We start from the raw sequence: 24862 nt of genomic DNA, 5'->3' as shown, positions 1-24862 counted from the left end.
TGCACACCGCGCGGGTGGAGGCTTCATACTCCACAGAGGTGCCGTGGCCCGAACAGCCGGGATAATAGGCGTATTTCATGGCTCAGCTCCTCGTCTTTTCCGCATAGCGCTTGAATATGCGCGCCACTTCCTCGCGTCCGTGAATGACCGAGGGAATGAAGGGCATCTTGTTCTTCCGAAGCGCCATGGGGGCGATTTCCAGATTGCCCCAGCCGCGCAGCGTGCGGCCCATGTAGTCGGCCATGACGCCGAGCTCGTAGGAACGACCCGTGGCATGCACGGTGTCGAGAAACGCCTTCCAGAAGGATTCGATGGGACGATCCTGCACCAGGCCCTCGCGACGCGCCATCATGCGGAGCGTTTCCATGACCGCGGCGACGTCGATATTGTTGGGACAGCGGGCGCTGCAGGTCGAACACGACAGACACAGCCACAGCGAACGGTTCTTCAGGGCTTCGTCCTTGAGGCCCATCTGCACGGCGCGCATGATCTGGCTGACCTGACGGTCGTACACCTGAGCGCCGGGACAGCCCGCCGTGCAGTTGCCGCATTGGTAGCAGGCCGACAGGTTCTGACCGCTCTCTTCTTCGACCTGACGCTTGAACTTCAGGTCTCTGGCTTTATCAAGCCTAGTGATGTTCATAGAGACTCCCCTTGAAGACTTCTTTCACAACCATCAGGAAACACTGTTTTTTCCCGAAATGGAACAGGAAAAGTCTTTCAATGTCTGACAAAAAAGGACAGCAGTATCCCTTTTAACGCCATCGAGTAGAACATACTTCGGAAGGCAAGTCCATACTGCCTTCGCTGAAAAAGGCGAAGAGTCAACAACTTTTCTCTTTTATTTTCAATGAGATAAGTTTGTTTCGCAATTTAGACCGGGGATTACATAACAGATTTTATAAAATTTTGCCGCGACGCCCTTCCCTGCCGTCGTCCGACGGGAGCGGGAGGGAGTCGGCAGAGAACCGGAAGCCCGGGGGAGCGCGACCCACGGAACCAGGAAAGGGCGAGGCTCTCCTCCCTCTCTTGTGCAGCCTCCCCTCTCCGCACGGAACCAGGCCACGGGTGAAGCAAAAATAGACGAAGAGTCGCCGCTGCCTTCTCCGTGCGGAAGCGGATGCGTCCATCATAACTAAAGGATAGGAGCGAAGGCTCGTCTCGGATCGAGAGCCGCACCACGGGAGCGTGTTCCGCCTCCCGACCTGCGCCCGGAGTGCAGAGCAAAGCCTCAAACCGCGGACGACCGCCGTTCAGGCTGTCGTCGCCAAAGAAGAAAACAACGCGAGAGCTCCGGCAACGCTCCACTTCTCCGGCGCACGAACACGACGGCAGTTTCGGACGGCAAGCAGCGCGGCAACAAAACGCTGCGGCGGTCGCGCCGCGCTTTCAGCGTTCGCCGCAGAAGAACAGGGAAACGGGCGGAATGTCGCCCCGCTTCATGACCGCGGCGCAGTGCTTTTCCGCATCGGCCAGCGTGCGCACGGGGTCGAGCGTGAGGAAGGTTCGATTGCGGTACAGAAAGCGCCCGTCCGTCATGGTGTGGACCACGTTTTCCCGCGTGGCCTGATACACCACCCGCTGCACGGGATCGCGTCCCCACGCGGGCAGGGAATGAGGCATGTCCATGTTGAGCACGACGAGATCGGCCTTCTTGCCGGGTTCCAGACTTCCGAGTTCGTCCGCCTGCCCCATGGCTTCCGCGCCGCCGAGCGTGGCCATTTCCAGCGCCTCCATGGCGGGCAGCGCCGTGGGATCGTTGGTGCGGGCCTTCTGCAGAATGGACGCCTGACGCACTTCCATGAGGCCGTCCATGTGATCGTGCGCGCCGTCGAGCCCGAGCGCCACGTGTGCGCCGAGCGCCCGCAGTTCGGTGACGGGCGCAATGCCGGACGACATCTTGGTGTTCGAGGAGGGGCAGTGAACCACATGCGTGCCCGTTTCGGCAAGGATGCGTTTTTCCTCGTCGTCGAGCCAGATGCAGTGGGCGAGAATCACGTCGTCGCCGGTGTAGCCGATGCGGTCGAGATAGCGCACGTTGCGTTCATGGCAGCGCGCCTCGACCAGCGCAATTTCCCCGAGATTTTCCGAAGCGTGGGTGTGCAGGCGCAGGCCGTTCTGCCGCGCAAGGTCGCGCGCGGAAGCGAGCAGCGCCTCCGAGCACGACGGCACGAAGCGCGGGGCCACGGCGTAGCGCAGACGCCCGTTTTCCGCCATGTGCCAGCGCCGGATGAGGCGCTCGGTTTCCCGGATGCACGCGTCCGCGTCCTCCCGCATGAGAGCGGGCAGATCGTCGCCCACGTCCATCATGCACTTGCCGAAAAGGCCGCGCAGACCGACTTCGGCCATGACCTCGAAAATGGCGTCCTCGTGCAGCGTCGTGCCCATGTCGATGAGCGAAGTCGTGCCGCTGCGGATGAGCTCCATGGCGGCGAGACGCGCGGAGGCCGCGTTGCTTTCCCTGCTGTGCGAGGACTCCATGGGCCAGGTGCGTTCGCGCAGCCATTCCATGAGCGCGAGATCGTCGCACAGCCCGCGGAACAGCGCCTGCGTCACGTGCATGTGCGCCTGAACGAGGCCGGGAATCACGGTCATGCCGTGCAGATCCACCACCTCCGTGCCGTCCTCCGCCCTGCCCTCCTGCGGACGGGGCGCGCCTGCATCGCGGGGCGAAACGGCGGCAATGCGGTCGTCTTCCACAAGAATGTCGGCGCGAAGCACGCGCCTCTCTGCGTCCATGGTGACGACAAGGCCGTCGGCAAGCAGCGTCTTCATGCCTTTGCCCCCGGGCGATACGCCCGCCAGATCAGCCACAGTCCGGCAGCAAGCAGCGGCAGGCAGAGAATCTGCCCCATGGTCACCCAGCCCGCAAAAAGATAGCCGAGCTGCGCATCCGGCACGCGGAAAAATTCCACGGTGATGCGGCTTACGGCATAGAGCACGCCGAAAAGTCCGGCCACCGCGCCGCGCGGACGGGGCCGCGAAGAGTAGATCCACAAAATGACGAAGGTGAGCACGCCTTCGAGTCCCGCCTCGTAGAGCTGGGAAGGATGCCTCGGAAGCGGGCCCGCGCCGGGAAAGATCATGCCGAGGGGGGAATCCGTCACCTTGCCCCAGAGCTCGGCGTTGATGAAGTTGCCGATGCGGCCGAAGAAGAGTCCGGTGGGCACGAGCGGAGCCACGAAATCCAGAATATCCAGCAGGCTCCTGCCGTTTCTGCGGCCCCACAGCCAGCTGGCCGTCACCACGCCCACAAGGCCGCCGTGGAACGACATGCCGCCGTTCCACACCCGGATGATCTCCACGGGATCGGCCACGTAGGCGGAAAGATCGTAGAAAAGCACATAGCCGAGCCTGGCCCCGAGAATCACGCCGAGCATGGCCCAGGTGACGAACTCGTCCACCATTTCGGCCGTCCACGTCGACCAGGAACGGGACGCGCGCCAGCGGCCGAGCAGCCAGCCCGCAAGGAAAGCGAACACGTACATGAGGCCGTACCAGTGAAGCTGCAGCGGCCCGATGGAAAGCGCCACGGGATCGATGGAAGGATATTGCATCATGGTCTCCTTGTCTCGGGCTCATTACCATAAAAGAAAGGGACAGGCCAGAGGCCCCGCATCCGCGCGCCCGGGACGTTTTCGCTTTCTCTGTTCGCGAGCTCACCCATCCCGCCGGAGCCCCGCCTCCGTACTCCCGGGGCCGTTTTCCGCAGGGCGACAGCACGCGCGGCAGCTCGCCCTTCTCCCAGAAAACGCGGCGGCGCAACGCCCACCCCCGCGACTCTTTTCAGCCGCACGGTACTCGTGCTTTACCACCCTCCGACGCGAGCGAGCGCAACGCAACGACAGGCGCTCCAGTGTGGGGGCCCTCTACGCGCGACGACGCCTGAACTTGCGGGTCTCGCAGCAGGTGAAGACGGAGCCTGCCCCCTCACGGACAACGCTGAAGTCGTCCAGCTTTTCCTTGACGGCCGCCCTGTACACTCTCGCGCGCGGACGACGCCCCCCGCCACGGTCGGAGTCAGCCTGCTGACGGATGAGCCCCCCCCGCTCGGACGGCGCGACCGCCGTGGAGCTGACGCGGGCAAAGATGGCCGAAGCGCCCCCGCGGTCGGCGCGACGCGAAAAATCATGCGCCGACATTCTCCCGCCGTCGGCCGCCGCGCCTCTTTCAGGGCGAAAAGCGCGGCCGTCGCCCCGTCCGCTCCGGGCAAAAAACTCTTTACGCAGCCACACGACTACGCTACTTCCGAAAGAAACAGCATCAAGGAGCCGCCATGCTCAAAAGCACACGTCCCTTTTCTCCTGCTGCGGCTGCGGCAAGCCTTGCGGGTCTTCTCTTCTGCCTCTGGGTGTTCTTCACCGGCGGCAAGGCGCTCTGCCTTACCGACGGCTGCGCCCTCTTCCAGGATTTCCGTCTCGCGGGCGTTTCGCTCTGGCAGGCAGGCATCGTTCTTTTTTCCGTTCTGCTCGCGCTCGCCCTGCTGCGCTTCTCCCGCGCGGCATATCTTCTCGCCGCGCTCGCGCTCGCGGCAGACGCCGTGCTGCTTTGCGTCATGGTATTCACCGCTCCCTGCGTGAACTGCCTCATCGTGGGCGCGCTCATCGCCCTGAACTATCTGATTCTCCGCGCCGACAACCTGCCGCCGCGCCGGGAACGCTCCACGCTCGCCGCCGTCTGGCTCGTGCTTCTCGTCATTGATCTCGGCGGCGTGGCGCGCGATCTTGCGGATCCGTGGTCGCCGCTGCCCGCGCCGGAACAGGGCTCCTCCGTGCAGGTCTATTTCTCTCCGAGCTGCCGCGCCTGCCAGACGCTCATCGCAAATTCCGACCGCCTTGCGGACGCCGCCTGGTATCCCGTGCCGGAAGACGCCAGAGACGTGCTCATCATTGCAGACATGGCCGACAGGCTCGAAAAGGGCGAATCCCTCGAACAGGCCGTGCAGAACGCAAGGCGGAACGCGCCCGATCCCGCGGCCTTCGAGCAGAGCGTCGCCTCGCGCCTCAGCCTGCTGAAGCCGAGCATGCTGCTGCTCCAGTTCCGCCTGTGGCGCAATCACGCGCACGTGCTTGCCGCAGGCTCCGACAGGCTGCCCTTCGTGGAATTCAAGGGACTGCCCGCCTTTCTCGCCGAAGAGCCCACGCCCGAAGAACCGCAGGAGCGCGCTCCCGCCGCCCCGCCTTCCGACGCGCTGCCGGACATTCCCGGTCTCGGCGTGGCCGGATTCTGCGGCGGAGGCGACGATGCGCCCTGCGAAGAGCCCCCCTCGCCGCCCTCGTCCTCCGGTCTCATTGATACAAGCGGCATGACGCCGTAGGCTTCACAAAGACGCATTTTTTTTCAATTCGCCGACATTGCAGGGAAAATGGCTTCAATCGGCAATAATGCCGACTTGTCTCTTGCCGAAACTTAAGCTAACCTCTGCCAAATTAGCGGCCATTTTTCGGCCGCAGCTTTTCACCATTATTCACGCAGGCATACATGGACATCGCAGAACTGTGCAGCAATCGGCGCGAGGCGCTGGTAGATCGCTGGGTCAACCGATTCTTTGCCAGCTATCCTCTTGACAGCAAGGGCTTCATGCGGACAAGCCGCGACCGGTTCGCCAATCCCGTGGGAGAGACGACGCGTCATTCGGCGTCGGTGCTCTTCGACGCCGTCATCGGCATGGACGCCGAACCCGACACCGTGAAGCAGGCCCTTCACGACCTCATCTGGATACGCGCCGTGCAGGACATGCCCCCCGCCAAGGCCGTGGGCGCGCTGTACCTGCTCAAGGACATACTGCGCAGCGAAGTGCTGCCCGAATGCCTGAAGCCGGAACTTGCCGGTCAGGACATGCTGAACGCGTACCTCGACATGGAATCCAGAATCGACACTCTGGGGCTCATGGCGCTGGACATGTACTCCGAGGCGCGGGAACGCGTGTTCAGAATACGAGTGGAGGAAGTAAAGCGAAGCCAGTCGCAGGTGATTCGACTGGCCAAGCTTCGGAGGGAGCAGGCGGAATCTGCTCCTGAAACTGAAAATCGAGGGGTAGAGGAATGACCATCGCATTTGCGGCCACTCTGCTCATCCTGCTTATAGGATGGGCCGGGTCAGCACTTGGCCTGCAGTATCTGCTCGGCGTAATCTTGCCGCTGGTAGCGGGTGCTGTGTTCATCATCGGCTTCATCTGGAAGATCGTTCGCTGGGCTAAATCGCCCGTACCGTTCGCCATTCCCACAGTGGCGGGCCAGCAGCGTTCTCTGGACTGGATCAAGCCCAACCGTCTCGAATGCCCGTGGACCACGCCCGCCGTCGTCGGCCGCATGATCCTCGAGGTGTTCGCCTTCCGGTCGCTGTTCCGCAACACCCGCGCGGAACGCACCACCATCGACGGAACGCCGCGCATCACCTATTTTTCCAACAAGTGGCTGTGGGTGTTCGCCCTGCTGTTCCATTACAGCATGCTGGTCATCATCATCCGCCACGCCCGCTTCTTCCTTGACCCGGTGCCTGCGTGCATTGCCGTCATCGAATTCGTGGACGGCGTGTTCCAGGTAGGCGCTCCCCGCTTCTACCTCACCGACGCCTTCATTCTCGGCGCCCTCGCCTTCCTGCTGCTGCGCCGCGTCTGCACCGAAAAGCTCCGCTACATCTCGCTGCCCGCCGACTACTTCGCGCTGTTTCTGCTCATCGCCATTGCCGGTTCCGGCATCTGCATGCGCTACATCTCCAAGGTGGACATCAATCAGGTGAAGGAAGTCATCATGGGCCTTGCCACGCTGCAGCCCGTGGATCCCTCCGGCATCGGCTCCATCTTCTTCATTCACGTCACGCTGGTGAGCGCCCTGCTCATCTACTTCCCCTTCTCCAAGCTCATGCACATGGGCGGCGTCTTCATGAGCCCCACCCGCAACATGAAGTGCAACACCCGCGAAGAACGTCACGTGAACCCCTGGAACCCGCCCAAGAACTACCACACCTACGCCGAATATGAAGATGATTTCCGTGAAGCCATGGTTGAGGCCGGCATCCCTGTAGAAAAGCAGCCTGAACCCAAGACGGAAGCCTAAGGAGTTACTGGTCATGGCAAAAATGCCCACACCCGAAGAATTGCTGGCGGCCACGCCCACTTCCTTCCCCAAAGAGGGCTGGATGGACACCAAGCCGGATTTTCATCCCGGCAGCTTCTGCTATCCCGCCAAGACGGAAATACTGAAGGGACTCGGCTTCGAGAACGCCCATGACTGGGCGCCCGACAACGAAGACTGGGAACTGCCCGAAAACTGGGAACAGATTCTCCACAACTCCCTGCAGGACGCGCTGAACAAGCATCGTTCCCTCAAGGTGTTCATGGACTGCTGCGTGCGCTGCGGCGCCTGCGCCGACAAGTGCCACTTCTTCCTCGGCACCAACGATCCCAAGAACATGCCCGTGCTGCGCGCCGAACTTCTGCGTTCGGTGTACCGCAAGGACTTCACCACCGCAGGCCGACTGCTCGGCAAGCTCGCCGGAGCCCGCAAGCTCGACAAGGACGTCATCAAGGAGTGGTTCATCTACTTCTATCAGTGCACCGAGTGCCGCCGCTGCTCCCTGTTCTGCCCCTACGGCATCGACACCGCCGAAATCACGGTCATCGTGCGCCAGATGCTGCTTGACCTCGGTCTCGGCATCCACTGGATCATGAACTCGGTCAACGACTGCAACCGCACCGGCAACCACCTCGGCGTGCAGCCCCATTCCATGCGCGAAATCGTGGAATTCCTCTGCGACGACATCGAGACCATCACCGGCATCCGCGTGGATCCGCCGTGGAACGAAAAGGGGCATGAAGTCATCTTCATCACCCCCTCGGGCGACTACTTCGCCGATCCCGGCATCTACACCTTCATGGGCTACCTCATGCTGTTCCATGAAATCGGCCTGGACTACACGCTTTCCACCTACGCTTCCGAAGGCGGCAACTTCGGCTCCTTCGTCTCCTTCGACGTGGCCAAGAAGCTGAACGCCAAAATGTACGCGGAAGCCGAACGCCTCGGCGTGAAGTGGATTCTCGGCGGCGAATGCGGCCACATGTGGCGCGTGGTGAACCAGTACATGGCCACCTACAACGGCCCCACCCCGCCCAACATGGAAGTGCCCGTCTCCCCCATCACCGGCACGGTGTTCAAGAACGCCGCCGCCACCAAGATGGTGCACATCGCCGAATTCACGGCCGACCTCATCAAGCACAACAAGCTCAATCTGCGCCCCGAGCGCAACAACCACATCATCACCACCTGGCACGACTCCTGCAACCCGGCCCGCGCCATGGGTCTTCTGGAAGAGCCCCGCTACATCCTGAAGCACGTCTGCAACAACTTCGTGGAAATGCCCGAGCACACCATCCGTGAGGAAACCTTCTGCTGCGGTTCCGGCTCCGGTCTGAACGCCGAAGAAATCATGGATCAGCGTCTGCGCGGCGGCTTCCCCCGCGCCAACGCCCTGCGCTACGTTCACGACACCAAGGGCGTGAACTGGATGGGCTGCGTCTGCGCCCTCGACCGCGCGGCTCTGCCTCCGCTCGTCGACTACTGGGTTCCCGGCGTCACGGTGAGCGGCCTGCACGAACTCGTGGCCAACGCCCTGGTGATGAAGGGCGAAATTCCCCGCACCATGGACCTGCGTCAGGAAGATCTGCCCTTCCCCGATGAAGATCCCGCCGCCTCGGAGGAAGCATAAATGTACAACGCAAAATTCGTCATCCCCGGCATCATCGTATTTGCCGGGCTGTTCACCGCGCCCTTCTGGATCAATATGCTTTCTTCCGGTCACGAAGAGGTCAAGGTGGAGCTCCCCACGGAACCCGTCACCTTCTTCGGCGAAGAACGCACCCAGTGCATCGAGCCCAGAGAATGGATGGCCGCCAACCATATGGAGCTGCTCCTTGAGTGGCGCGACAAGGCCCTGCGCGAAAACAAGCGCATCTACGTCGCTTCCGACGGCAAGAAATGGGAAACCAGTCTGCAGAACACCTGCATGGCCTGCCACAGCAACAAGGCCGAATTCTGCGACAAGTGCCACAACGCCAACAGCGTGAACCCGTACTGCTGGGACTGCCACGTCGTACCCCAGGGGAACAATCATGAATTCGAGTAGACGTTATTTTCTCAAGGTCGCAGGCCTGTCCACCTTCGCCCTGGCTGCGGGAGCGGCCCGCGCGGAAGCGGCCAAGGCCTCCTATGAAGCCTATCCCGAGGAACGGAAGGCAAAGCGCTGGGCCATGGTCATCGACACCCGCCGCATTCAGACGGTGGAAGACATGCGCCCCATCGTGGAAGCCTGCCACAAGGTGCACAACGTGCCCACCATTCCCGGCAAGCACGAAGTGAAGTGGATCTGGGACGACACCTTTGAACACGCCTTCGCCAACGATCCCGCCCCGATGCTTCCCGAAAACATCGAGGACCGCCGCTTCTTCCTGCTGTGCAACCACTGCACCAATCCTTCCTGCGTGCGCGTCTGCCCCGCCGGCGCCACCTACAAGACGGAAGGCGGCCTCGTGGCCATCGACTATCACCGCTGCGTGGGCTGCCGCTTCTGCATGGCCGCCTGCCCCTACGGCTCCAGAAGCTTCAACTTCCAGGATCCGCGTCCCTTCATCAAGGACCTGAATCCCGCCTACCCCACCCGCATGCGCGGCGTGGTGGAAAAGTGCACCTTCTGCGCCGAACGCCTGGAAAAGGGACTCATGCCCGCCTGTGTCGAGGCTTCCAACGGCGCCATCATGTTCGGCGACCTCAACGACCCGAACTCCATCGTCCGTCGTGTCCTCGCCAAGAACTTCAGCATGCGCCGCAAGCCCGATCTGGGCACCGATCCCGGCGTTTACTACATCATCTAGGAGGGAACCATGGTTGAAAAAGTTCTCAAGGGTTCTCCCAAGTATTATCTGTGGATTCTCTTCCTGCTGGCCATCATAGGCTATGCCTTCATCGTCTATGTGTTCCAGCTCATCTACGGTCTGCAGATGACCGGTCTTACCCGCAACACCTCGTGGGGCTTCTACATCGCCCAGTTCACCTATCTGGTGGGCGTGGCCGCCGCGGCCGTGATGCTGGTTCTGCCCGCCACCTTCCATCACTATCACCCCTATCACCGCGTGATCGTGTTCGCAGAATTCCTCGCCATCGGCGCGGTCATCATGTGCATGCTCTTCATCGTGGTGGATATGGGCCAGCCGCAGCGCGTGCTGAACATCATTCTGCATCCCACGCCGAACTCGGTCATGTTCTGGGACGCCACGGTGCTTTGCGGCTACCTGCTGCTCAACGCCGTCATCGGCTGGACCTCCCTCGAACATGAAAGCCGTCACGTGCCCGTGCCCCGCTGGGTCAAGGTGCTCGTGGTCGTGTCCATCTTCTGGGCCTTCTCCATCCACACCGTGACCGCCTTCCTGTACGCAGGTCTGCCCGGACGCCACTACTGGCTCTCCGCCATCATGGCCGCCCGCTTCCTGGCTTCCGCATTCTGCGCCGGTCCTTCCATCCTGCTGCTCGCCCTGCTGCTCCTGAAGCGCCTCACCGGCTTCAATCCCGGCAAGGACGTGGTGAAGTCCCTGTCCCTCACCATCGCCTACGCCATGGGCCTGAACATGTTCTTCTACGTGCTCGAACTGTTCACCGCCTTCTACAGCGGCATTCCCGGCCATCAGCACCCCATCACCTTCATCTTCAACGGTCATGAAGGCCTCAACGTGTGGCTCAACGGCTGGATGTGGGTGGCCGTGGTGCTCGCCTTCGTGAGCATCTTCCTGCTGGCCATTCCCAAGTTCCGCAACAACATGAAGATTCTGCCCTGGGCGCTCGTGATGCTCGTCATCGCCTCCTGGATCGACAAGGGCCTCGGCCTGCTCATCGGCGGTTTCGCTCCCACCCCCTACGAGACCTATGAAGTCTATACTCCCACCTTCTGGGAAGTCTCCATCGGCCTCGGCATCTTCGCCGTGGGCGCCCTTGTGGTCACCCTGCTGTGGAAGATCGCCATTGAAATGAAGCGCGAGGGCGGCGAGCCCTTCGAACTCGCCGAATAGCGGGTCGTCGGGCAACCGGCCGCCTCATCTCTGCGGTTTCAAACGCCCGGACGGTTCGCCGTCCGGGCGTTTTTGCGCTCCGGGGAAAAATCCGCCCTGCTGCCTCTCTGCCGAGAATTCCGGGAAACGACTTTCCCCGTTCTCTCGCGCCTGCCGAATGCTCCAGAGAAAAACGGCCTTTCTCCCCGCTTGTCCGCCGCCCTGCCCCATGCGCCGAAGAAACAACGTTCCCCACTGCCGTCCGATGCAGAGCGAGGGGCGCGACGTGAATTCATGCCGAGGAGCCTTCGCCGATCTTCCATACTGCGCCGTGGGATGCAGGGATGGAACGTTTCCGGAGCGACGGGCGTCGAAGCGCGGGCAAAGTTCGCAAGGTCAGCTTCCCACAGGGAAGACATCAGAGGGCGCATTCAGCAAGGCGAGCCACGCAAGGAGCCTCTCGCAGGGAAAGAGCTCCTGATGGGGTCGGCTTTTCGCGAAGAACACGCGCGAGAGCTGCTTGCCGATGATTCTTCCGGGCGAGACTTCGCGGCGATGCTTCCGCCCCGACGAACGGCCTCTGAAAAAAACGCCGCCTCCGTGAAAACGCCCTGCCATTGAACGCCGACCGGCCTCCGAAACGGCCGCCTTGTCCCGGAACAAAGCACGAGAACAAGCCCTCAGCCCTTGCCCCGCAACGACATTCCCGAAGGCGTCGGCAGAAAAACGTCCGCCTTGACGGCGCGGGGAAGCCCCGGCTATAACGAGAAAATAATCTGTGTACCCTGCGCATCCGCGCTCCTTCAACAAAGGATTCACGCCATGGCTCTTCATATCGTCGATCATCCTCTCATCCGGCACAAGCTCGGTCTGCTCCGCAAGGAAAGCACGTCCACCAGCGAATTCCGCATGCTCTCCAAGGAAGTGGCCCGCCTTCTCACCTACGAGGCCACGAAAAACCTCCCCACGGAAAAGAAGACGGTCAAAGGCTGGGCCGGACAGGTGGAAGTCGATTACCTCGCCGGCAAGATGATCACCATCGTGCCCATTCTCCGCGCAGGACTCGGCCTCATGGACGGCGTGCTCGACATGGTTCCCGGCGCGAAGATCAGCGTGCTCGGCATGTACCGCAACGAAGAAACCCTGGAACCCGTGGAATACTACAAGAAGCTGGCCCGCCGCATCGATCAGCGCGTGGCCATCATTCTTGATCCCATGCTGGCCACCGGCGGCTCGCTCATCGCCGCCATCGACGTGCTCAAAAAGGAAGGCTGCAAGCATATCTGCTCCCTCAACCTCGTGGCCGCTCCCGAAGGCGTGAAGGCCGTGCTCGACAAGCATCCCGATGTGGAAATCTACGCCGCCGCCCTCGACGATCACCTCAACGAAAACGGCTACATCATTCCCGGTCTCGGCGACGCCGGCGACCGCATCTTCGGCACCAAGTAGCGCCGATTCCCGGCGCCGATGTTCTCATCGTCCGCTCGTCAGGCCCGAAGGGTTCGCCCTCCGGGCCTTTTTTCGGCGCGGCAAACAACGATCCGCCGCGCCGACTCCGACAGGTGTCCGATGTCATCAACTCCCCGACGGCGGCGCACGGGAACCCGCCGTTTCCAGCGGCCCCACCGCGTTTTCCGGGAGCACCCCTCCGCGCCGCTGCGGAAAAAGCGTTTTCCCTGCGGTTATTCCCGGCGCAGAACAGCCCCGCAACCTGCGCACGCCTCGACCGACTCGACCTCTTCTGCGCCCGCAGGCTTCGGCCCTTCCAGGGACGCGCCCTTTCTGCGGCCGGAGCAAGGCAGCCACCCGTTGCCGCGCCCGCGGTTGACGCGCGCGCCCCTGAAAACTACAAAGAAGTCACGGCGTCCGAAATGTTCGGGAAGCGCCCGACGTTCGCGCGAGCCGCGTCCGCCGACCGCATCCTTCGCCCGGCGGACGGAAGTCTCATTCCACAGGCAGGTCAGTATGGCACGTTATTCTTCCAAAATAAGCAACAAGCACATGGTGGCCGTGCGCTTCAGCTCCCTGGGCGACGTGGCACTCACCACGGGCGTTCTCCTCGACTGGCACGAAAAGCACGGAACCATGTTCACCGTCATCACCAAAGAAGCCTTCGAGCCGCTGTTCGATCACAATCCCGCCGTGCTCAACGTCATCGGCTTCGACGACAACGATCTGCACGGGCAGACGCAGGCCGTCATCTTCCGCGGCATCATGGAAAAATATCGCGACTCCCCGCTGCTTGACCTGCATCGCAATCTGCGTTCCGCCATGCTGGCGCGCATTTGGCGCGACGCCATCATCTGCTACAACAAGATGGCGCTGGCCCGCCGCATCTTTCTGTGGAGCAAGGGGCGCTTCTTCGGCGAAGCGCTGCGCCGCTACAACGTGCCCCAGCGCTACGCCATCGGCCTGTACGACAAGGAAAACGTGCCCTCCGCCGCGGAACTCCGTCCCCGCGTCTTTCTTACGCAGGACGAAATCACCCATGCGGAAGAACTGCTCGCCCCCCTTCAGGCCGAAGGCGCGCCCATCGTGGCGCTGCACCCCTTTGCCACCCACGAGGCAAAAACCTGGCCCATGGAGACCTGGCTGCGCTTTGCCGCGCTGCTCCGCAGCGAGGGCATCAGCTACTTCTGGGTGGGCCAGGGCGACGACATGCCCGAAGAGGAACACCCCCGCAGCTTCGTCAACAAGACCGGCCTGCGCGAACTGTGCGCCCTGACGTCCGTTGCCGACGTGCTCGTGACCGGCGATTCCGGCCCCATGCACCTCGCCACCGCCGTGGGCACGCCCGCGCTTGCCATGTTCGGCCCCACCTGCAGGGAATGGGGATTCTTCCCCTCCGGCGAGCACGACCGCGTGGTGCAGCTCGACATGCCCTGCCGCCCCTGCTCGCTGCACGGCTCCGGCACCTGCCCCAAAGGCAACGCCTGCATCACGGGCATTCTGCCGGAACGCATGCTCGAAGAACTGAAAACCATGCTCGCCTAGCGTGATTCCTGCGGCGGGCGGGAATAAAGACCATCACGGACGCGGCCTTGCCCCCCGGATTGTCTTTTCCGTGCGCGGGCGTGAAAGCGCAGCGCTGATGACGACGCGCGCCCGTGCGGTCCGTTCTGCGGACGGAGGCGGCGTTCAAAGACCGGCGGCCGCCGCTTTCGGGCATGGACTCTTCTGCGGGCGAAGACAGGAGCTTCCGCGCCGCCCTTCGTTTTCGCGGAGCGCGGCCTGCGGCGAGGCAGACGCGGCAGGGCGCGACACGCGCGAATTTTCCTTCCGCTCTTCCCTTCGGCTGGCGGGAAAAAGGCTGTCATCTCCCACACTTGCCGAACTCGCCGGGCAAAAGACGGAACCATGTGATTTTTATGTCATTTCTTCAAAGAAAAGATTCTCGTCGGTTGACCTGCCCCTTCTCTGATGTTAGAGTCGGATATAAAGTAATATCAGAAGAAGATCATGCCTCAGCGCATGACTTGTTCCCTTATCGGCAAAAGCCGCGACCTTCCCGCCGCCATGGAAGCCTTCGCGGAAAATTCCTGTCTATCAGCGCCAGGAGGGCCTTATGCAAATCTCCATTGGTCTGGGGAAAGAAGGCGCGGAAGAACGCCTTGAAAAACGAGGCGTGTCGCGCCGCGAGTTTCTGAAATTCTGTTCCACTGTGGCTGTGGCCATGGGCCTGGGCCCCACGTTCGCGCCCACCATGGCAAAGGCTCTCACGTCTGCCGCGCGTCCTGCCGTCATCTACCTGCACGACGCGGAATGCACCGGATGCACGGAAGCGCTGCTGCGCTCGAGCAAGCCGTTCATCGACGAGCTCATTCTCGACACCATTTCCCTCGACTATCAGGAAACCATCATGGCCGCCGCCGGCGAAGCCGCGGAAGACGCTCTGCACCTGGCCATGAAGAATCCCAACGGCTACGTGTGCGTCGTGGAAGGCGCCATTCCCACCGCCATGGACGGCCTCTACGGCACCATCGGCGGCAAGACCATGTACGCCATCAACAAGGAAGTACTGCCCGGCGCCAAGGCCGTCATTTCCTACGGCACCTGCGCCTGCTTCGGCGGCATCCCTTCCGCCGCGCCCAATCCTTCCGGCTGCAAGGGCGTCAACGACTGCTTCGCCGATCTCGGCGTCAAGGCCGTCAACGTGCCCGGCTGCCCGCCCAATCCCCTGAATCTCATCGGCACCATCGCCGCCGTGCTTTCCGGCGTCAAGCTGGAACTCGACGCCCTCAATCGTCCTCTGGCCTTCTACGGCCACACCGTTCACGAACTGTGCGAACGTCTGCCCCACTTTGAAGCCGGTGAATTCGCTCCCTCCTTCGATTCCGAAGAGGCCCGCAAGGGCTGGTGCCTCTACAAGCTCGGCTGCAAGGGCCCGGTGACCTACAACAACTGCCCCAAGGCACTGTTCAACGACGTGAACTGGCCCGTCGCCGCCGGACATCCCTGCATAGGCTGTTCCGAACCGAACTTCTGGGACAAGCTGACCCCCTTCTATGAAAACTAGCGAGTAATGCCACCATGAGCGAAGCAAAAACCACTCCCCAGAGTTCCTTTACCGGGCCCATCGTGGTGGACCCGCTTACCCGTATCGAGGGCCATCTCCGCATCGAGGTGGAAGTCGAAAACGGACGCGTCAAAGACGCCAGAAGCTGCTCCACCCTGTTCCGCGGGCTGGAAACCATCCTCAAGGGCCGCGATCCGCGCGACGCCCAGTTCTTCACCGGCCGCACCTGCGGCGTGTGCACCTACACGCACTCGCTCGCGTCCACCCGCGCGCTCGAAGACGCCATGAAGATCGAGATTCCCGTGAACGCCACGCTGATCCGCAATCTCGTGCTCGGCATGCAGAATCTGCACGATCATGTGGTGCATTTCTATCACCTGCACGCCCTCGACTTCGTGGACGTGGCCGCCGCCCTCAAGGCCGATCCGGCCAAGGCCGCCAAGCTCAACGCCTCCATTTCGCCCCGTCCCACCAGCGAGGACGAACTGCGCGCCGTGCAGGCCAAGGTGAAGGCCCTCGTGGAAAGCGGCCAGCTCGGCCCCTTCACCAACGCCTACTTCCTCGGCGGACATCCTTCCTACTATCTCGATCCCGAAGCCAACCTCGTGGCCACGGCCCACTATCTGGAAGCCCTGCGCGTTCAGGTGGAAATCGCCCGCGCCACGGCCGTGTTCGGCGCCAAGAATCCGCATCCGCAGTTCCTCATTGCGGGCGGCGTCACCTGCTACAACGCCCTGCGCCCCGACACCATCGCCCAGTTCAAGGCCCTGTATCAGAAGGCCCGCGCCTTCGTGGAACAGGTGTACATTCCCGATCTGCTGCTCGTGGCCGGCGCCTACAAGGACTGGGCCGCCATCGGCGGCGGCGTTTCCGACTACATGGACTTCGGCGAATTCCCGGGCAAGGAACGCGATCTCACCACCCGCTGGCTCAAGCCGGGCGTCATCTACAACCGCGACCTCAGCACCGTGCTGCCCTTCGATCCCTCGAAGATTTCCGAACACGTGCGTCACAGCTGGTTTGAAGGCGACGAGGCCCGCGCTCCCTATCAGGGCGTGACCGATCCGCGCTTCACCCGCATCGGCGATCCCGACCGCTACTCCTGGATGAAGGCCCCCCGCTACGACGGTCACGCCGTGGAAACCGGCCCCCTCGCCCAGATGCTCATTTCCTACGCGCAGGGCGACAAGCTGGTCACCGACACCGTGAACACGGTGCTGAAGGCCCTGAGCGTCGGCCCCGAAGCCCTCTTCTCCACCCTCGGCCGCACCGCCGCCCGCGGCGTGGAAGCCGTGGTGGTGGCCAACGGCATCGGCGAATGGATTCAGCAGCTTGAAGACAACATCGCCAAGGGCGACAACAAGATCTGCATCAACACCGAAGTGCCCAAGAACGCCGAAGGCGTGGGCTTCGTTCACGCGCCCCGCGGCGGCCTGTCGCACTGGCTCGTCATTGAAAACGGCAAAATCGCCAACTTCCAGCTCGTGGTGCCCTCCACCTGGAACCTCGGTCCCCGCTGCGCCGAAGGCAAGATGAGCGCCGTGGAAGCCGCCCTCGTCGGCACGCCCGTGGCCGATCCCAAGCGCCCCGTGGAAATCCTGCGCACCGTGCATTCCTTCGATCCGTGCATCGCCTGCGGCGTTCACGTCATCGACGGCCGCACCAATCAGGGTTACGACTTCAAGGTTCTGTAATCCGTCATGACGACAAGGGGGGAGGATGTCCGATCCTCCCCCTTTTTTTCATGGTCGAACATGGACGCCGAAAACGCTGCGCCGGACGGCAACGCGCGTTGCGGCTCCTGCCGCATCTGACGCCAGCCCCGCACGAGCGGTTTGAACTCCGGTGCTGCCGCCTTTGCAGGGCCGGCTCCCGACCGATGCTGCCGGAGGCAGAGGGCGATATTTCGCCGGACGGGACAGGCAAAACGGCGTTCGTCCGCAAGGGCAAACACCTGCGCGGCGGCGATGTTCACCCGGCCCGCGGGTACGGGGTACGGCATGCCCCCGGCCCGCCTCTGCGCCGCGAAAACAGACAGGGGAAACTTGCCTCGCGTGCTTTGAGCATGTTCCGCGCCGGGCGGCGAGCCTCTCCAGCGCTCCGCCGGGGGAGACCAGGCCGGGCACAGACGCAGCGTCGCCCTCTTCCGCATTCCGGCGCAGGACATGAACTCGCCCTGCCGCAGCAGGCCGCGCCTTCCCCGACGCTTCCGGCGCAGCCGCGGACGATAAAAAATGTGTTTGGGCTTCCCGCAGACGTTCCGCGTCAACACGTCTCCTTCCGCAGCATCTTCCGATCACCATTCCGGGAAACACGCGCCGCACTGTGGCGGCCCGCCGATTTCCCCGCCACCTTTCCCGATTTTGAGATCACCATGGACCGCATTCTCATTCTTGGCGTAGGCAACATTCTTTTCACCGACGAAGGCATCGGCGTGCGCGCGCTCGAATGGCTTCAGGAACATTACGCCTTTCCCGAAAACGTCACGCTTGTGGACGGCGGCACGCTGGGCATGGGTCTCATGGACGCCCTTCTGCAGTGCGACCGCGTCTATGTGCTCGACGCCGTGCTCGGCGGCGACGCGCCCGGCAGCATCTACCGCCTCACGGACAACGATCTGCGCAAGAGCATGAGCTTCCGCGACTCGCTGCATCAGACCGACCTCGTGGACACGCTCATTTACTGCGACATTCTCGGCCATCGCCCGGAAGGCGTGGTGTTCGGCATGGAACCCGCCGACTACAACACCATGGAACTCGGTCTCTCCCCCGTGTGCCGCGACGCCGTGCCCGCGCTGGCGCAAAAGCTCGTGGATGAACTGCGCGAACTGGGCATTGCCGTGAGCGACCGTTGACGCGCCTTCGCGAACATTCTCCTCACCGACAGTCGATGCGCTGATGATGCGCGGGCAGGCGCGGCGGATGCGCAGCAGATGAGCTCTTCCCGCCATGCGTTGCCTGCGCCCGGCGCTCCCTTGCGTTGCGCCCTTGCCGACTCCGCCGAATCTTTGCCGAGGATGCCTGACCGCACACGCAGCGCATCGGACAACGGTTCTGCGGGGCAACGCCGATGACACGCCTCTCTTGCGCCCCGCGCACAACTCCCCGCCGCAGGCCTTGCCGACAACGGCAAGCCGATGCATCCCCGCAACAAAGACAGGAAGCCGCCCCGGCCTCGTCAGGCCGCGCTTCCCCGACGCTCCTATGCAGGCCCGCCGCCTTGCCCTTCAAAAGGCTGACGCTCCTAGAAAAGCCGATCCGCATCCGCGCGGCGTTCCATGCTCAAGTATTCCCGCTCGCGCAACGCCCGCAACACCCCGGAATCTCAAAAGAAAACGTGCATGCTGCGGCGGACCGCTGTGCCGCGCGAAAAGCGCTCCTCTTTTCTCCATCTCTGAAAAATTTTTGCGTCAAACACGCCCGGGGCCGATTGCTCTCCCGCCGAGCTGTCGGCAACCCTGATTAAACGTCTCTCTCAGGCGTTGTGAGGCTCTTTTCTTCTAAATCCTACAGAACTGCTCGGAATTGTCCTTTTTCGCAGCCGACGACAGTCTCAAGCCTCTTTTCCGCCGTATCGCATGGCACTGTTCCGCGCTGCCCTCCGACCGGCGCGAAGTTCAGGGCAGCGTCATGCGCCCGTCCTTTCCCGACCACGTCACGGTGAAGCCTCCGAGCATCGTGGTGCTGTACAGAGGAATCAGCCGCCGGGCCATCTCCGCACGCACCTTTCGTCCGGGAAAGCCGTAATGATTGAACGCCGCCGCCGAAGCCGCGGCCGCTTCCGGCGACACGGCATCGTAAAACTTCCGCTGAAGGCTCGACGTTGCGCCGTGATGCGGCAGCACAAGCAGTTCGGCCCGCAGATCCTGTCCGCTCTCTGCAAGACGCCGCAGCGCCGGAGCCGTCATGTCGCCGCACAGAATGGCCAGAGGCACCTCGTCGCGAATCACGCGAAACGAGAGCGACGCATCGTTGGGCGACGTTTTTCTGCCCGGCCGGGGCGCTGCCTTGTCCGGCCAGACCATTTCCAGCCGTATGCCCTCGGCAAGCTCCATCACGTCGCCGCGGCCCAGAATCCGCTCGGGAATACCCCGCCGCGCCGCTATCTCGCGCAGCGCCCTGCCGTCGGCGGAATCATCCCGCGCTGACAGCGACGACCAGCAGAGGCTTCCCACCTCGAAATGTTCCAGTATCCAGCGAAGGCCGCGCGCGTGATCCATGTCCGTGTGACTCACGATGACCGCGTCAAGGCGCGGCATGCGTCCGTATGTCAGGGCCGGAGCAAGGATGCTGCGCCCGCAGTCGAACGTCGGCGAGGCGCTGCCGCCGCCGTCCACAAGCACGCGTCCGCCGGGATAGCTCAAAAGCACCGCCTGCCCCTGTCCCACGTCGAACACGGTCAGCGCCACTTCCCGCTCCCGCGCCGCCCGCCAGTCGTCGAGCCAGACGGGAATCTGCCCTGCCGGCATCATCAGAAGCCCGAGGCACAGCAGCCTGCGCGCCGCCTCTCCCGCCGGAAGGCCGTTCAGCTTCCGGCCCATCATCAGCATGCCGCCCGTGAGCGCCGCTCCGTAGCCGAGCGCGCTCAAGGACAGGGGGCGCATAAACTGCACGAGCGGCAGGGCTCCGGCTTCGGCCATGCGCTCCAGAATATCGAGCATGATGTCGGCAGGGAGCGTAGCCGCGGCGAAAAGCAGCGTGGAGCAGCTCTGCGGCCCCAGACACGCCAGAAGCAGCATGCCGAGCGCCGCCGCTGGAAGCGTGACAAAGGTGAGCGGCGGCAGCCAGATAAGATTCGTCCAGACCTGCACGCTCGTTGCCCCGAACACGGAAACGATCACGGGCAGCACGGCGAGCTGCGCAGCAAGCGAAAGAATGAGCATGGCGCCGCTCCAGCGTATCGCCGCATGAACTGCGCGACGAAACCGGGAGCGGGAGTCGCCGCCCGGACGACGGGCAGGAGGAAAGCGCCTGCGCAGCGCCGAAACCAGCGGCATGGAAAGCAGTATGCCCGCCACGGCAAGCACGGAAAGCTGTGCGGAAAGATCGAAGGCCGCGCGCGGCCAGCCGATAAAGAGCAGAAGGCACGCGGCAAACAAGGCGTCCAGCGGAGCCGTGCTGCGGCGCAGGCACAGGTACACGGAACCGGCCAGCATCATGCACGCCGCGCGGATGAGGGAAAACGGCGCGCCGCCGAGAAAAAGATAGGCCAGCGCAAAGGGAACGCCTGCCGAAACCACGAGCACGCGCCTCGGCATCACGAGGAACAGGCCGCGAAACGCCCGCGACGCAAGAAAAATCAGCGCCGCGCCCGCCATGGCCGCAAGCGCCAGATGCTGACCGGAAAGAGCCAGCGAATGCACAAGTCCCGCCCGGTTGAAAAGATCCACGGTGTGCGGACTGAGAAAGGAACGATCGCCGAAAAGCAGCGCCGGAAGCATGGCCCTGCCCTGCGGCGGGACTTCCTCCGCCCGCGAGTCCGACGCTCGCCTGCCGCCGGACTTCCCGTCCGCGGGCTCGTCTTTGAAAAGTTCTGCGGAGAGCGCCTCGCGCCAGCTCTCCCTCAGAAGCTGCGCCCGGTACGCCAGGCCTTCGCCCTCGGCAAGCTCGAGATACAGCGGCCCCGCGGCAGTTCTGTTCAGCCGCGCATTATGCCAGACGTCGCGATCCGCCCAGTACCTGCCGAGATCGGAAACGCCGGGATTCACGCTGCCCACGGTGGGATACAGGCGCATGAGGGCCCGCAGCGTTTCTCCGGCCACCGGCCTGCCCGTGTGCGCCATGTCCCGCTTCTGCAGCGTCAGGCTCACGAGCCCCGGCACGGGAGAGGCGTCGTCCTCCACGATGCGGCCGGGATACCCCTTTCTGCCGCCGGAAAGCTCGGGGCCGATCTTTCTGTCCAGCGCCTTGCGCACCCGCGCTTTCGTCTCTTCCGCAAGCGGCGGCATGTCTTCCATCGGACGCACGTCTTCCAGCAGCACGCGCACGCGGCCTCCGGGAAGTCCGGTCACGGACGCCACGCGCCCCTCGACAAGCACGCTTTTGCGCGGAACCGACGCCCACGAGGGACAATCCGGCGCATTCGGCGAAGCAAGAAAGGTAAGTCCCAGACCGAGCAGGAAAAACACGGCCGCCGTCAGCGCCCGACGCGCGCCCGCGAACCGCGGAACGATAATCACAAGAACGAACAGCGCCACGCCGAGCACCGCATCGCGAAGCGACACGGAACCGGCCAGCACGGCAAGAAGAAGCCGCTGGCGGAAAAGAAGCGACGGAAGTTCGCCCGGCATGGCGCGATCCGAAATTTCCGGCGCGGCGTTTTCCGCGCCTGTCCGCTGTTGCAAACAAGGCGCGCCGACTCCTGCCGAAACACTCCGGCGGCGACGACGCGCCTTCCCTTTCCGAAAAGAAAAAAAGTCTAGTCGGGATCCTTCACTCGGCGGATATTGGCTCCCACGGCCGAAAGCTTGTCCGCCAGATGCTCATAGCCTCTGTCCACGTGATAGATGCGCTGCACGCGGGTCTCCCCTTCCGCCGCAAGGCCGGCCAGCACCAGCGCCGCGCCCGCGCGAAGATCCGAGGCCATGACCGGCGCGCCGGTCAGTCTGCGGCCGCCGCGCACCAGCGCCGAAGAGCCCGTCACGTGGATGTCCGCGCCCATGCGCACCAGTTCCTGCACGTGCATGAAGCGGTTCTCGAAAATGTTTTCTTCCACGAGGCCCGAGCCCTGCGCGCAGCACAAAAGCACCATGAACTGCGCCTGCATGTCCGTGGGGAATCCCGGGTGCGGCCGGGTGCTCACGTCCACGCCCGCAAGTCCGCCTTCGCCCACGCGGGCCAGCACGCCTTCCGGCGTTTCCTCAATGACCATGCCCGCCGCGCGCAGCTTGTCCACCACGGCGGCCATGTCGCCGATGGGGCAGTTCTTCAGCAGAAGCTCGCCGCCGGTCACGCCCGCGGCAATGAGAAAGGTGCCCGCTTCAATGCGGTCGGGCATGATGGCGTACGTGCAGCCGTGCAGTCGCTCCACCCCCTGCACGCGGATCATGGTGCTGCCGTGCCCCTCGATGCGCGCGCCGCAGCGGATGAGAAAATTGGCAAGATCCACGATTTCCGGCTCGCGCGCCACGTTTTCCAGCACCGTTTCGCCCCTGGCGAGGCAGGCGGCCATGAGCACGTTTTCCGTGCCGCCCACGGTGGGGAAGTCGAAACGGATGTGCGCGCCCTTCAGCCCGTCGGGGCAGCGGCCGTGAATGTAGCCGCTTTCCAGATCGAACACCGCGCCCATCTTTTCGAGCGCGGAGAGGTGCTGATCCACGGGGCGCGCGCCGATGGCGCAGCCGCCGGGCAGAGACACCTTGGCCTCGCCGAGTCTCGCCAGAAGCGGGCCCAGGCAGAGCACGGACGCGCGCATGGTCTTCACAAGATCGTACGGAGCCTCCATGCCGAGCTTGCCGTTCTTCACGCGGACCACGCCGTTTTCCAGCGAGGATTCGCGTCCCAGAATATTGAGCAGCTTGATGGTGGTGTGAATGTCCCGCAGATCGGGGACGTTGGTGTAGGTCACTTCGTCGTCCACGGCGATGGATGCCATGATGATGGGAAGCGCGGCATTCTTGGAGCCGCTGACCTCTATGACGCCCTTGAGCGGCGTGCCGCCCTCTATGATGAAACTGTCCAAACTCTTCCTCCGCAGGGATGACAAAAAAATGCTTGACTATTCCCCGGCTATCGAATAATAACTCTTTCTGCACGGCGAATATAGCTCAGTTGGCAGAGCACCTGGTTGTGGCCCAGGGGGTCGCAGGTTCAAACCCTGTTATTCGCCCCATATTTTAGCCCCGATTTCATCGGGGCTTTTTTTGTGGCCAACGTGCCGATTCCGCTTTCGCTTCTCTTCATTTCCGTACCGCTCACACAAGAAACGGGCTCCGGCGCGCCGGATCTTTCCCGACGCCTCCGCGCCCCGTTCCCTCTTTTTTCTTACAGGCGAAGAGCCGGAATTTCCCGGCTTCCGCTTTCACCTTGCCCATTCAGCACCGCATCGCGGCCTTTTCTTCTACAGCTCCAGCGCCAGCCCCACGGGGCAGTGATCGGAACCGTACACGTCGCTTTCTATCCACGCGTCGCGGATATTGTTGCGAAGTTCGGACGACACGAAGAAGTAGTCCAGCCGCCACCCGATGTTCCTCTCCCGCGCGCGGGTCTTGTAGGACCACCAGCTGTAGGCCCCCTCTTCGTCGCCGTGTACGTGCCGGAACGTGTCCACGTATCCGGCCTGCACGAAATTATCCATCCAGGCGCGCTCTTCCAGAAGAAAGCCCGTGTTGCACACGTTCTCCTTCGGACGGGCCAGGTCTATTTCCCGGTGGGAAATGTTGAAGTCGCCGCACACCACGATGGGCTTTTCCTGCCTGAGCTCTTCGGCGTAGTCCAGAAAGGCGTTGAAGAATCCCATCTTGTACGGCACCCGGCGGAACACGCCCTTCGATATCTCCTCGCCCCCGTTGGGAAAGTAGATGTTGAAGAAATGCAGCTCGGGAAATTCCAGATGCAGCACCCGCCCCTCCCCGTGATAATCGGGATCGGGCAGTTCGTGCTCCACGTTGATCGGCTGCCGGCGGCTGAACACCGCCACGCCGGAATATCCCTTCTTCACCGTGGACGCCGACCACCAGGAATGCCAGCCTTCCGGCTCGCGCTGCGCCTCGGGAATCTGCTCGGGAGAGGCCTTGGTCTCCTGAAGTCCCACCACGTCGGCCTGCGTTCTGGAAAACCATTCCCAGTCCGCCTTTTTGCTGACGGCGCGAAAGCCGTTCACGTTCCACGATACAAAACGCATGAGTGACATAAATAATTCCGTCCTTCTTCCGGGGGAGAAGTTACGCGACAACTCCCGCAATCTCAAGAAAAAAAGCCGATTCTCCGCAAGCGGCGGACTGTCTCCCCGTCGGGCATAAAAAAGGCAGGTTCGCTGAACCTGCCTTTGTCCGTGCATGAAGCATGCCGGAGATGTCGCTAGTCGTTGAGGAATTCCTTGAGTTCCTTGCCCGCGCGGAAGAACGGAAGACGCTTGGGGCTCACTTCCACTCTGTCTCCGGTGCGGGGATTGCGGCCGGCATAGGAACCGTACTCTTTAACCTTGAAACTGCCGAAACCGCGGATCTCCACGCGATCGCCAGCAAGAAGCGCCTCTTTCATGCAATCCACAAAAGTGTTGACCACAAGGGTGGCTTCATCCAGCGACACATTGGACTGTTCGGCAAGATTCTTGATCAGTTCACTCTTGTTCATGACATCTCCGTCATACGG

The 24862-nt window shown here is 62.9% G+C and carries 19 protein-coding genes and 1 tRNA gene; 13 read left to right on the top strand and 7 right to left on the bottom strand.

All coding sequences use genetic code 11. The features are described 5' to 3' along the window. Positions 1-82: 82 nt before the first annotated feature. From Q0K02_RS07910 to lgt, 3 genes are all read right to left on the bottom strand, one after another. On the bottom strand, positions 83-643 hold the full coding sequence (locus Q0K02_RS07910) for a 4Fe-4S dicluster domain-containing protein (protein WP_294487101.1): 561 nt from the start codon (positions 641-643) through the stop codon (positions 83-85). A 746-nt stretch (positions 644-1389) separates the two neighbouring features. Then, positions 1390-2775, bottom strand: coding sequence for a 5'-deoxyadenosine deaminase (locus Q0K02_RS07905; protein WP_294487099.1), 1386 nt, complete (start codon positions 2773-2775; stop codon positions 1390-1392). Continuing rightward, entirely contained in the window at positions 2772-3560 is a 789-nt protein-coding gene (gene lgt / locus Q0K02_RS07900) for a prolipoprotein diacylglyceryl transferase (protein WP_294487097.1), read from the bottom strand. Before lgt ends, Q0K02_RS07905 begins: the two co-directional genes overlap by 4 nt. 716 nt (positions 3561-4276) lie before the next feature. Here lgt and Q0K02_RS07895 point away from each other — a divergent pair. From Q0K02_RS07895 to Q0K02_RS07840, 12 genes are all read left to right on the top strand, one after another. After that, positions 4277-5317 (top strand): hypothetical protein, encoded by a 1041-nt coding sequence (locus tag Q0K02_RS07895; RefSeq protein ID WP_294487094.1) that lies wholly within the window; start codon positions 4277-4279, stop codon positions 5315-5317. 164 nt (positions 5318-5481) lie between these two features. Beyond that, positions 5482-6048, top strand: coding sequence for an RsbRD N-terminal domain-containing protein (locus Q0K02_RS07890; protein WP_294487092.1), 567 nt, complete (start codon positions 5482-5484; stop codon positions 6046-6048). Beyond that, positions 6045-7058 (top strand): sulfate reduction electron transfer complex DsrMKJOP subunit DsrM, encoded by a 1014-nt coding sequence (gene dsrM / locus Q0K02_RS07885; protein WP_294487089.1) that lies wholly within the window; start codon positions 6045-6047, stop codon positions 7056-7058. Before Q0K02_RS07890 ends, dsrM begins: the two co-directional genes overlap by 4 nt. A gap of 13 nt (positions 7059-7071) precedes the next feature. Then, positions 7072-8706: a sulfate reduction electron transfer complex DsrMKJOP subunit DsrK gene (gene dsrK / locus Q0K02_RS07880; protein WP_294487086.1), complete on the top strand. Its 1635-nt coding sequence runs from the start codon at positions 7072-7074 to the stop codon at positions 8704-8706. Then, the gene (gene dsrJ, locus Q0K02_RS07875) at positions 8707-9123 is read left to right on the top strand and encodes a sulfate reduction electron transfer complex DsrMKJOP subunit DsrJ (protein ID WP_294487083.1); all 417 of its coding nucleotides are present in this window, start codon (positions 8707-8709) and stop codon (positions 9121-9123) included. It begins immediately after the preceding gene. Beyond that, positions 9110-9868, top strand: a complete 759-nt coding sequence (dsrO, locus tag Q0K02_RS07870) for a sulfate reduction electron transfer complex DsrMKJOP subunit DsrO (protein WP_294487080.1) — start codon at positions 9110-9112, stop codon at positions 9866-9868. Before dsrJ ends, dsrO begins: the two co-directional genes overlap by 14 nt. A 9-nt stretch (positions 9869-9877) precedes the next feature. Beyond that, entirely contained in the window at positions 9878-11056 is a 1179-nt protein-coding gene (gene dsrP / locus Q0K02_RS07865) for a sulfate reduction electron transfer complex DsrMKJOP subunit DsrP (protein WP_294487077.1), read from the top strand. Positions 11057-11857: 801 nt separating this feature from the next. Beyond that, positions 11858-12484: a uracil phosphoribosyltransferase gene (gene upp / locus Q0K02_RS07860; protein ID WP_294487073.1), complete on the top strand. Its 627-nt coding sequence runs from the start codon at positions 11858-11860 to the stop codon at positions 12482-12484. 516 nt (positions 12485-13000) lie between these two features. Then, entirely contained in the window at positions 13001-14029 is a 1029-nt protein-coding gene (locus Q0K02_RS07855) for a glycosyltransferase family 9 protein (protein WP_294487071.1), read from the top strand. Positions 14030-14600: 571 nt separating this feature from the next. Then, positions 14601-15551, top strand: coding sequence for a hydrogenase small subunit (locus Q0K02_RS07850; protein ID WP_294487067.1), 951 nt, complete (start codon positions 14601-14603; stop codon positions 15549-15551). Positions 15552-15565: 14 nt separating this feature from the next. After that, on the top strand, positions 15566-17245 hold the full coding sequence (locus Q0K02_RS07845; RefSeq protein WP_294487065.1) for a nickel-dependent hydrogenase large subunit: 1680 nt from the start codon (positions 15566-15568) through the stop codon (positions 17243-17245). 680 nt (positions 17246-17925) lie between these two features. Further along, the gene (locus tag Q0K02_RS07840) at positions 17926-18405 is read left to right on the top strand and encodes a HyaD/HybD family hydrogenase maturation endopeptidase (protein ID WP_294487064.1); all 480 of its coding nucleotides are present in this window, start codon (positions 17926-17928) and stop codon (positions 18403-18405) included. A 762-nt stretch (positions 18406-19167) separates the two neighbouring features. On the opposite strand, the gene Q0K02_RS07835 is transcribed toward Q0K02_RS07840, so the two are convergent. Together Q0K02_RS07835 and murA are read right to left on the bottom strand one after the other, a co-directional pair. Continuing rightward, complete coding sequence (locus tag Q0K02_RS07835; RefSeq protein WP_294487062.1) at positions 19168-21840, bottom strand: ComEC/Rec2 family competence protein; 2673 nt, start codon at positions 21838-21840, stop codon at positions 19168-19170. 128 nt (positions 21841-21968) lie between these two features. After that, a complete protein-coding gene (gene murA, locus Q0K02_RS07830) occupies positions 21969-23231 on the bottom strand; it encodes a UDP-N-acetylglucosamine 1-carboxyvinyltransferase (RefSeq protein WP_294487059.1) in 1263 nt (420 codons plus the stop codon). Between the two features lie 74 nt (positions 23232-23305). On the opposite strand from murA, the gene Q0K02_RS07825 reads away from it, so the two are divergent. Then, positions 23306-23381: transfer RNA gene (locus Q0K02_RS07825), tRNA-His, on the top strand. A 228-nt stretch (positions 23382-23609) separates the two neighbouring features. Here Q0K02_RS07825 and xth read toward each other — a convergent pair. Together xth and Q0K02_RS07815 are read right to left on the bottom strand one after the other, a co-directional pair. Next, positions 23610-24401, bottom strand: coding sequence for an exodeoxyribonuclease III (gene xth / locus Q0K02_RS07820; protein WP_294487057.1), 792 nt, complete (start codon positions 24399-24401; stop codon positions 23610-23612). A 167-nt stretch (positions 24402-24568) separates the two neighbouring features. After that, entirely contained in the window at positions 24569-24844 is a 276-nt protein-coding gene (locus tag Q0K02_RS07815) for an HU family DNA-binding protein (RefSeq protein WP_294447199.1), read from the bottom strand. Between the last annotated feature and the right edge of the window lie 18 nt (positions 24845-24862).

The organism is uncultured Mailhella sp. (assembly GCF_944324995.1).
Classification (GTDB): Bacteria; Desulfobacterota; Desulfovibrionia; order Desulfovibrionales; family Desulfovibrionaceae; genus Mailhella.
Note: the sequence above shows the minus strand (reverse complement) of the source record. Positions and strands in the feature narration are given on the sequence as shown.

Coding starts and splice junctions, on each gene's coding strand:
- Q0K02_RS07850 (WP_294487067.1), top strand. CDS start 14,601: ATGCAAATCTCCATTGGTCTGGGGAAAGAAGGCGCGGAAGAACGCCTT.
- dsrP (WP_294487077.1), top strand. CDS start 9,878: ATGGTTGAAAAAGTTCTCAAGGGTTCTCCCAAGTATTATCTGTGGATT.
- Q0K02_RS07845 (WP_294487065.1), top strand. CDS start 15,566: ATGAGCGAAGCAAAAACCACTCCCCAGAGTTCCTTTACCGGGCCCATC.
- xth (WP_294487057.1), bottom strand. CDS start 24,401: ATGTCACTCATGCGTTTTGTATCGTGGAACGTGAACGGCTTTCGCGCC.
- Q0K02_RS07855 (WP_294487071.1), top strand. CDS start 13,001: ATGGCACGTTATTCTTCCAAAATAAGCAACAAGCACATGGTGGCCGTG.
- Q0K02_RS07815 (WP_294447199.1), bottom strand. CDS start 24,844: ATGAACAAGAGTGAACTGATCAAGAATCTTGCCGAACAGTCCAATGTG.
- dsrM (WP_294487089.1), top strand. CDS start 6,045: ATGACCATCGCATTTGCGGCCACTCTGCTCATCCTGCTTATAGGATGG.
- Q0K02_RS07905 (WP_294487099.1), bottom strand. CDS start 2,775: ATGAAGACGCTGCTTGCCGACGGCCTTGTCGTCACCATGGACGCAGAG.
- upp (WP_294487073.1), top strand. CDS start 11,858: ATGGCTCTTCATATCGTCGATCATCCTCTCATCCGGCACAAGCTCGGT.
- Q0K02_RS07910 (WP_294487101.1), bottom strand. CDS start 643: ATGAACATCACTAGGCTTGATAAAGCCAGAGACCTGAAGTTCAAGCGT.
- dsrO (WP_294487080.1), top strand. CDS start 9,110: ATGAATTCGAGTAGACGTTATTTTCTCAAGGTCGCAGGCCTGTCCACC.
- Q0K02_RS07835 (WP_294487062.1), bottom strand. CDS start 21,840: ATGCCGGGCGAACTTCCGTCGCTTCTTTTCCGCCAGCGGCTTCTTCTT.
- Q0K02_RS07890 (WP_294487092.1), top strand. CDS start 5,482: ATGGACATCGCAGAACTGTGCAGCAATCGGCGCGAGGCGCTGGTAGAT.
- Q0K02_RS07840 (WP_294487064.1), top strand. CDS start 17,926: ATGGACCGCATTCTCATTCTTGGCGTAGGCAACATTCTTTTCACCGAC.
- lgt (WP_294487097.1), bottom strand. CDS start 3,560: ATGATGCAATATCCTTCCATCGATCCCGTGGCGCTTTCCATCGGGCCG.
- Q0K02_RS07895 (WP_294487094.1), top strand. CDS start 4,277: ATGCTCAAAAGCACACGTCCCTTTTCTCCTGCTGCGGCTGCGGCAAGC.
- dsrJ (WP_294487083.1), top strand. CDS start 8,707: ATGTACAACGCAAAATTCGTCATCCCCGGCATCATCGTATTTGCCGGG.
- dsrK (WP_294487086.1), top strand. CDS start 7,072: ATGGCAAAAATGCCCACACCCGAAGAATTGCTGGCGGCCACGCCCACT.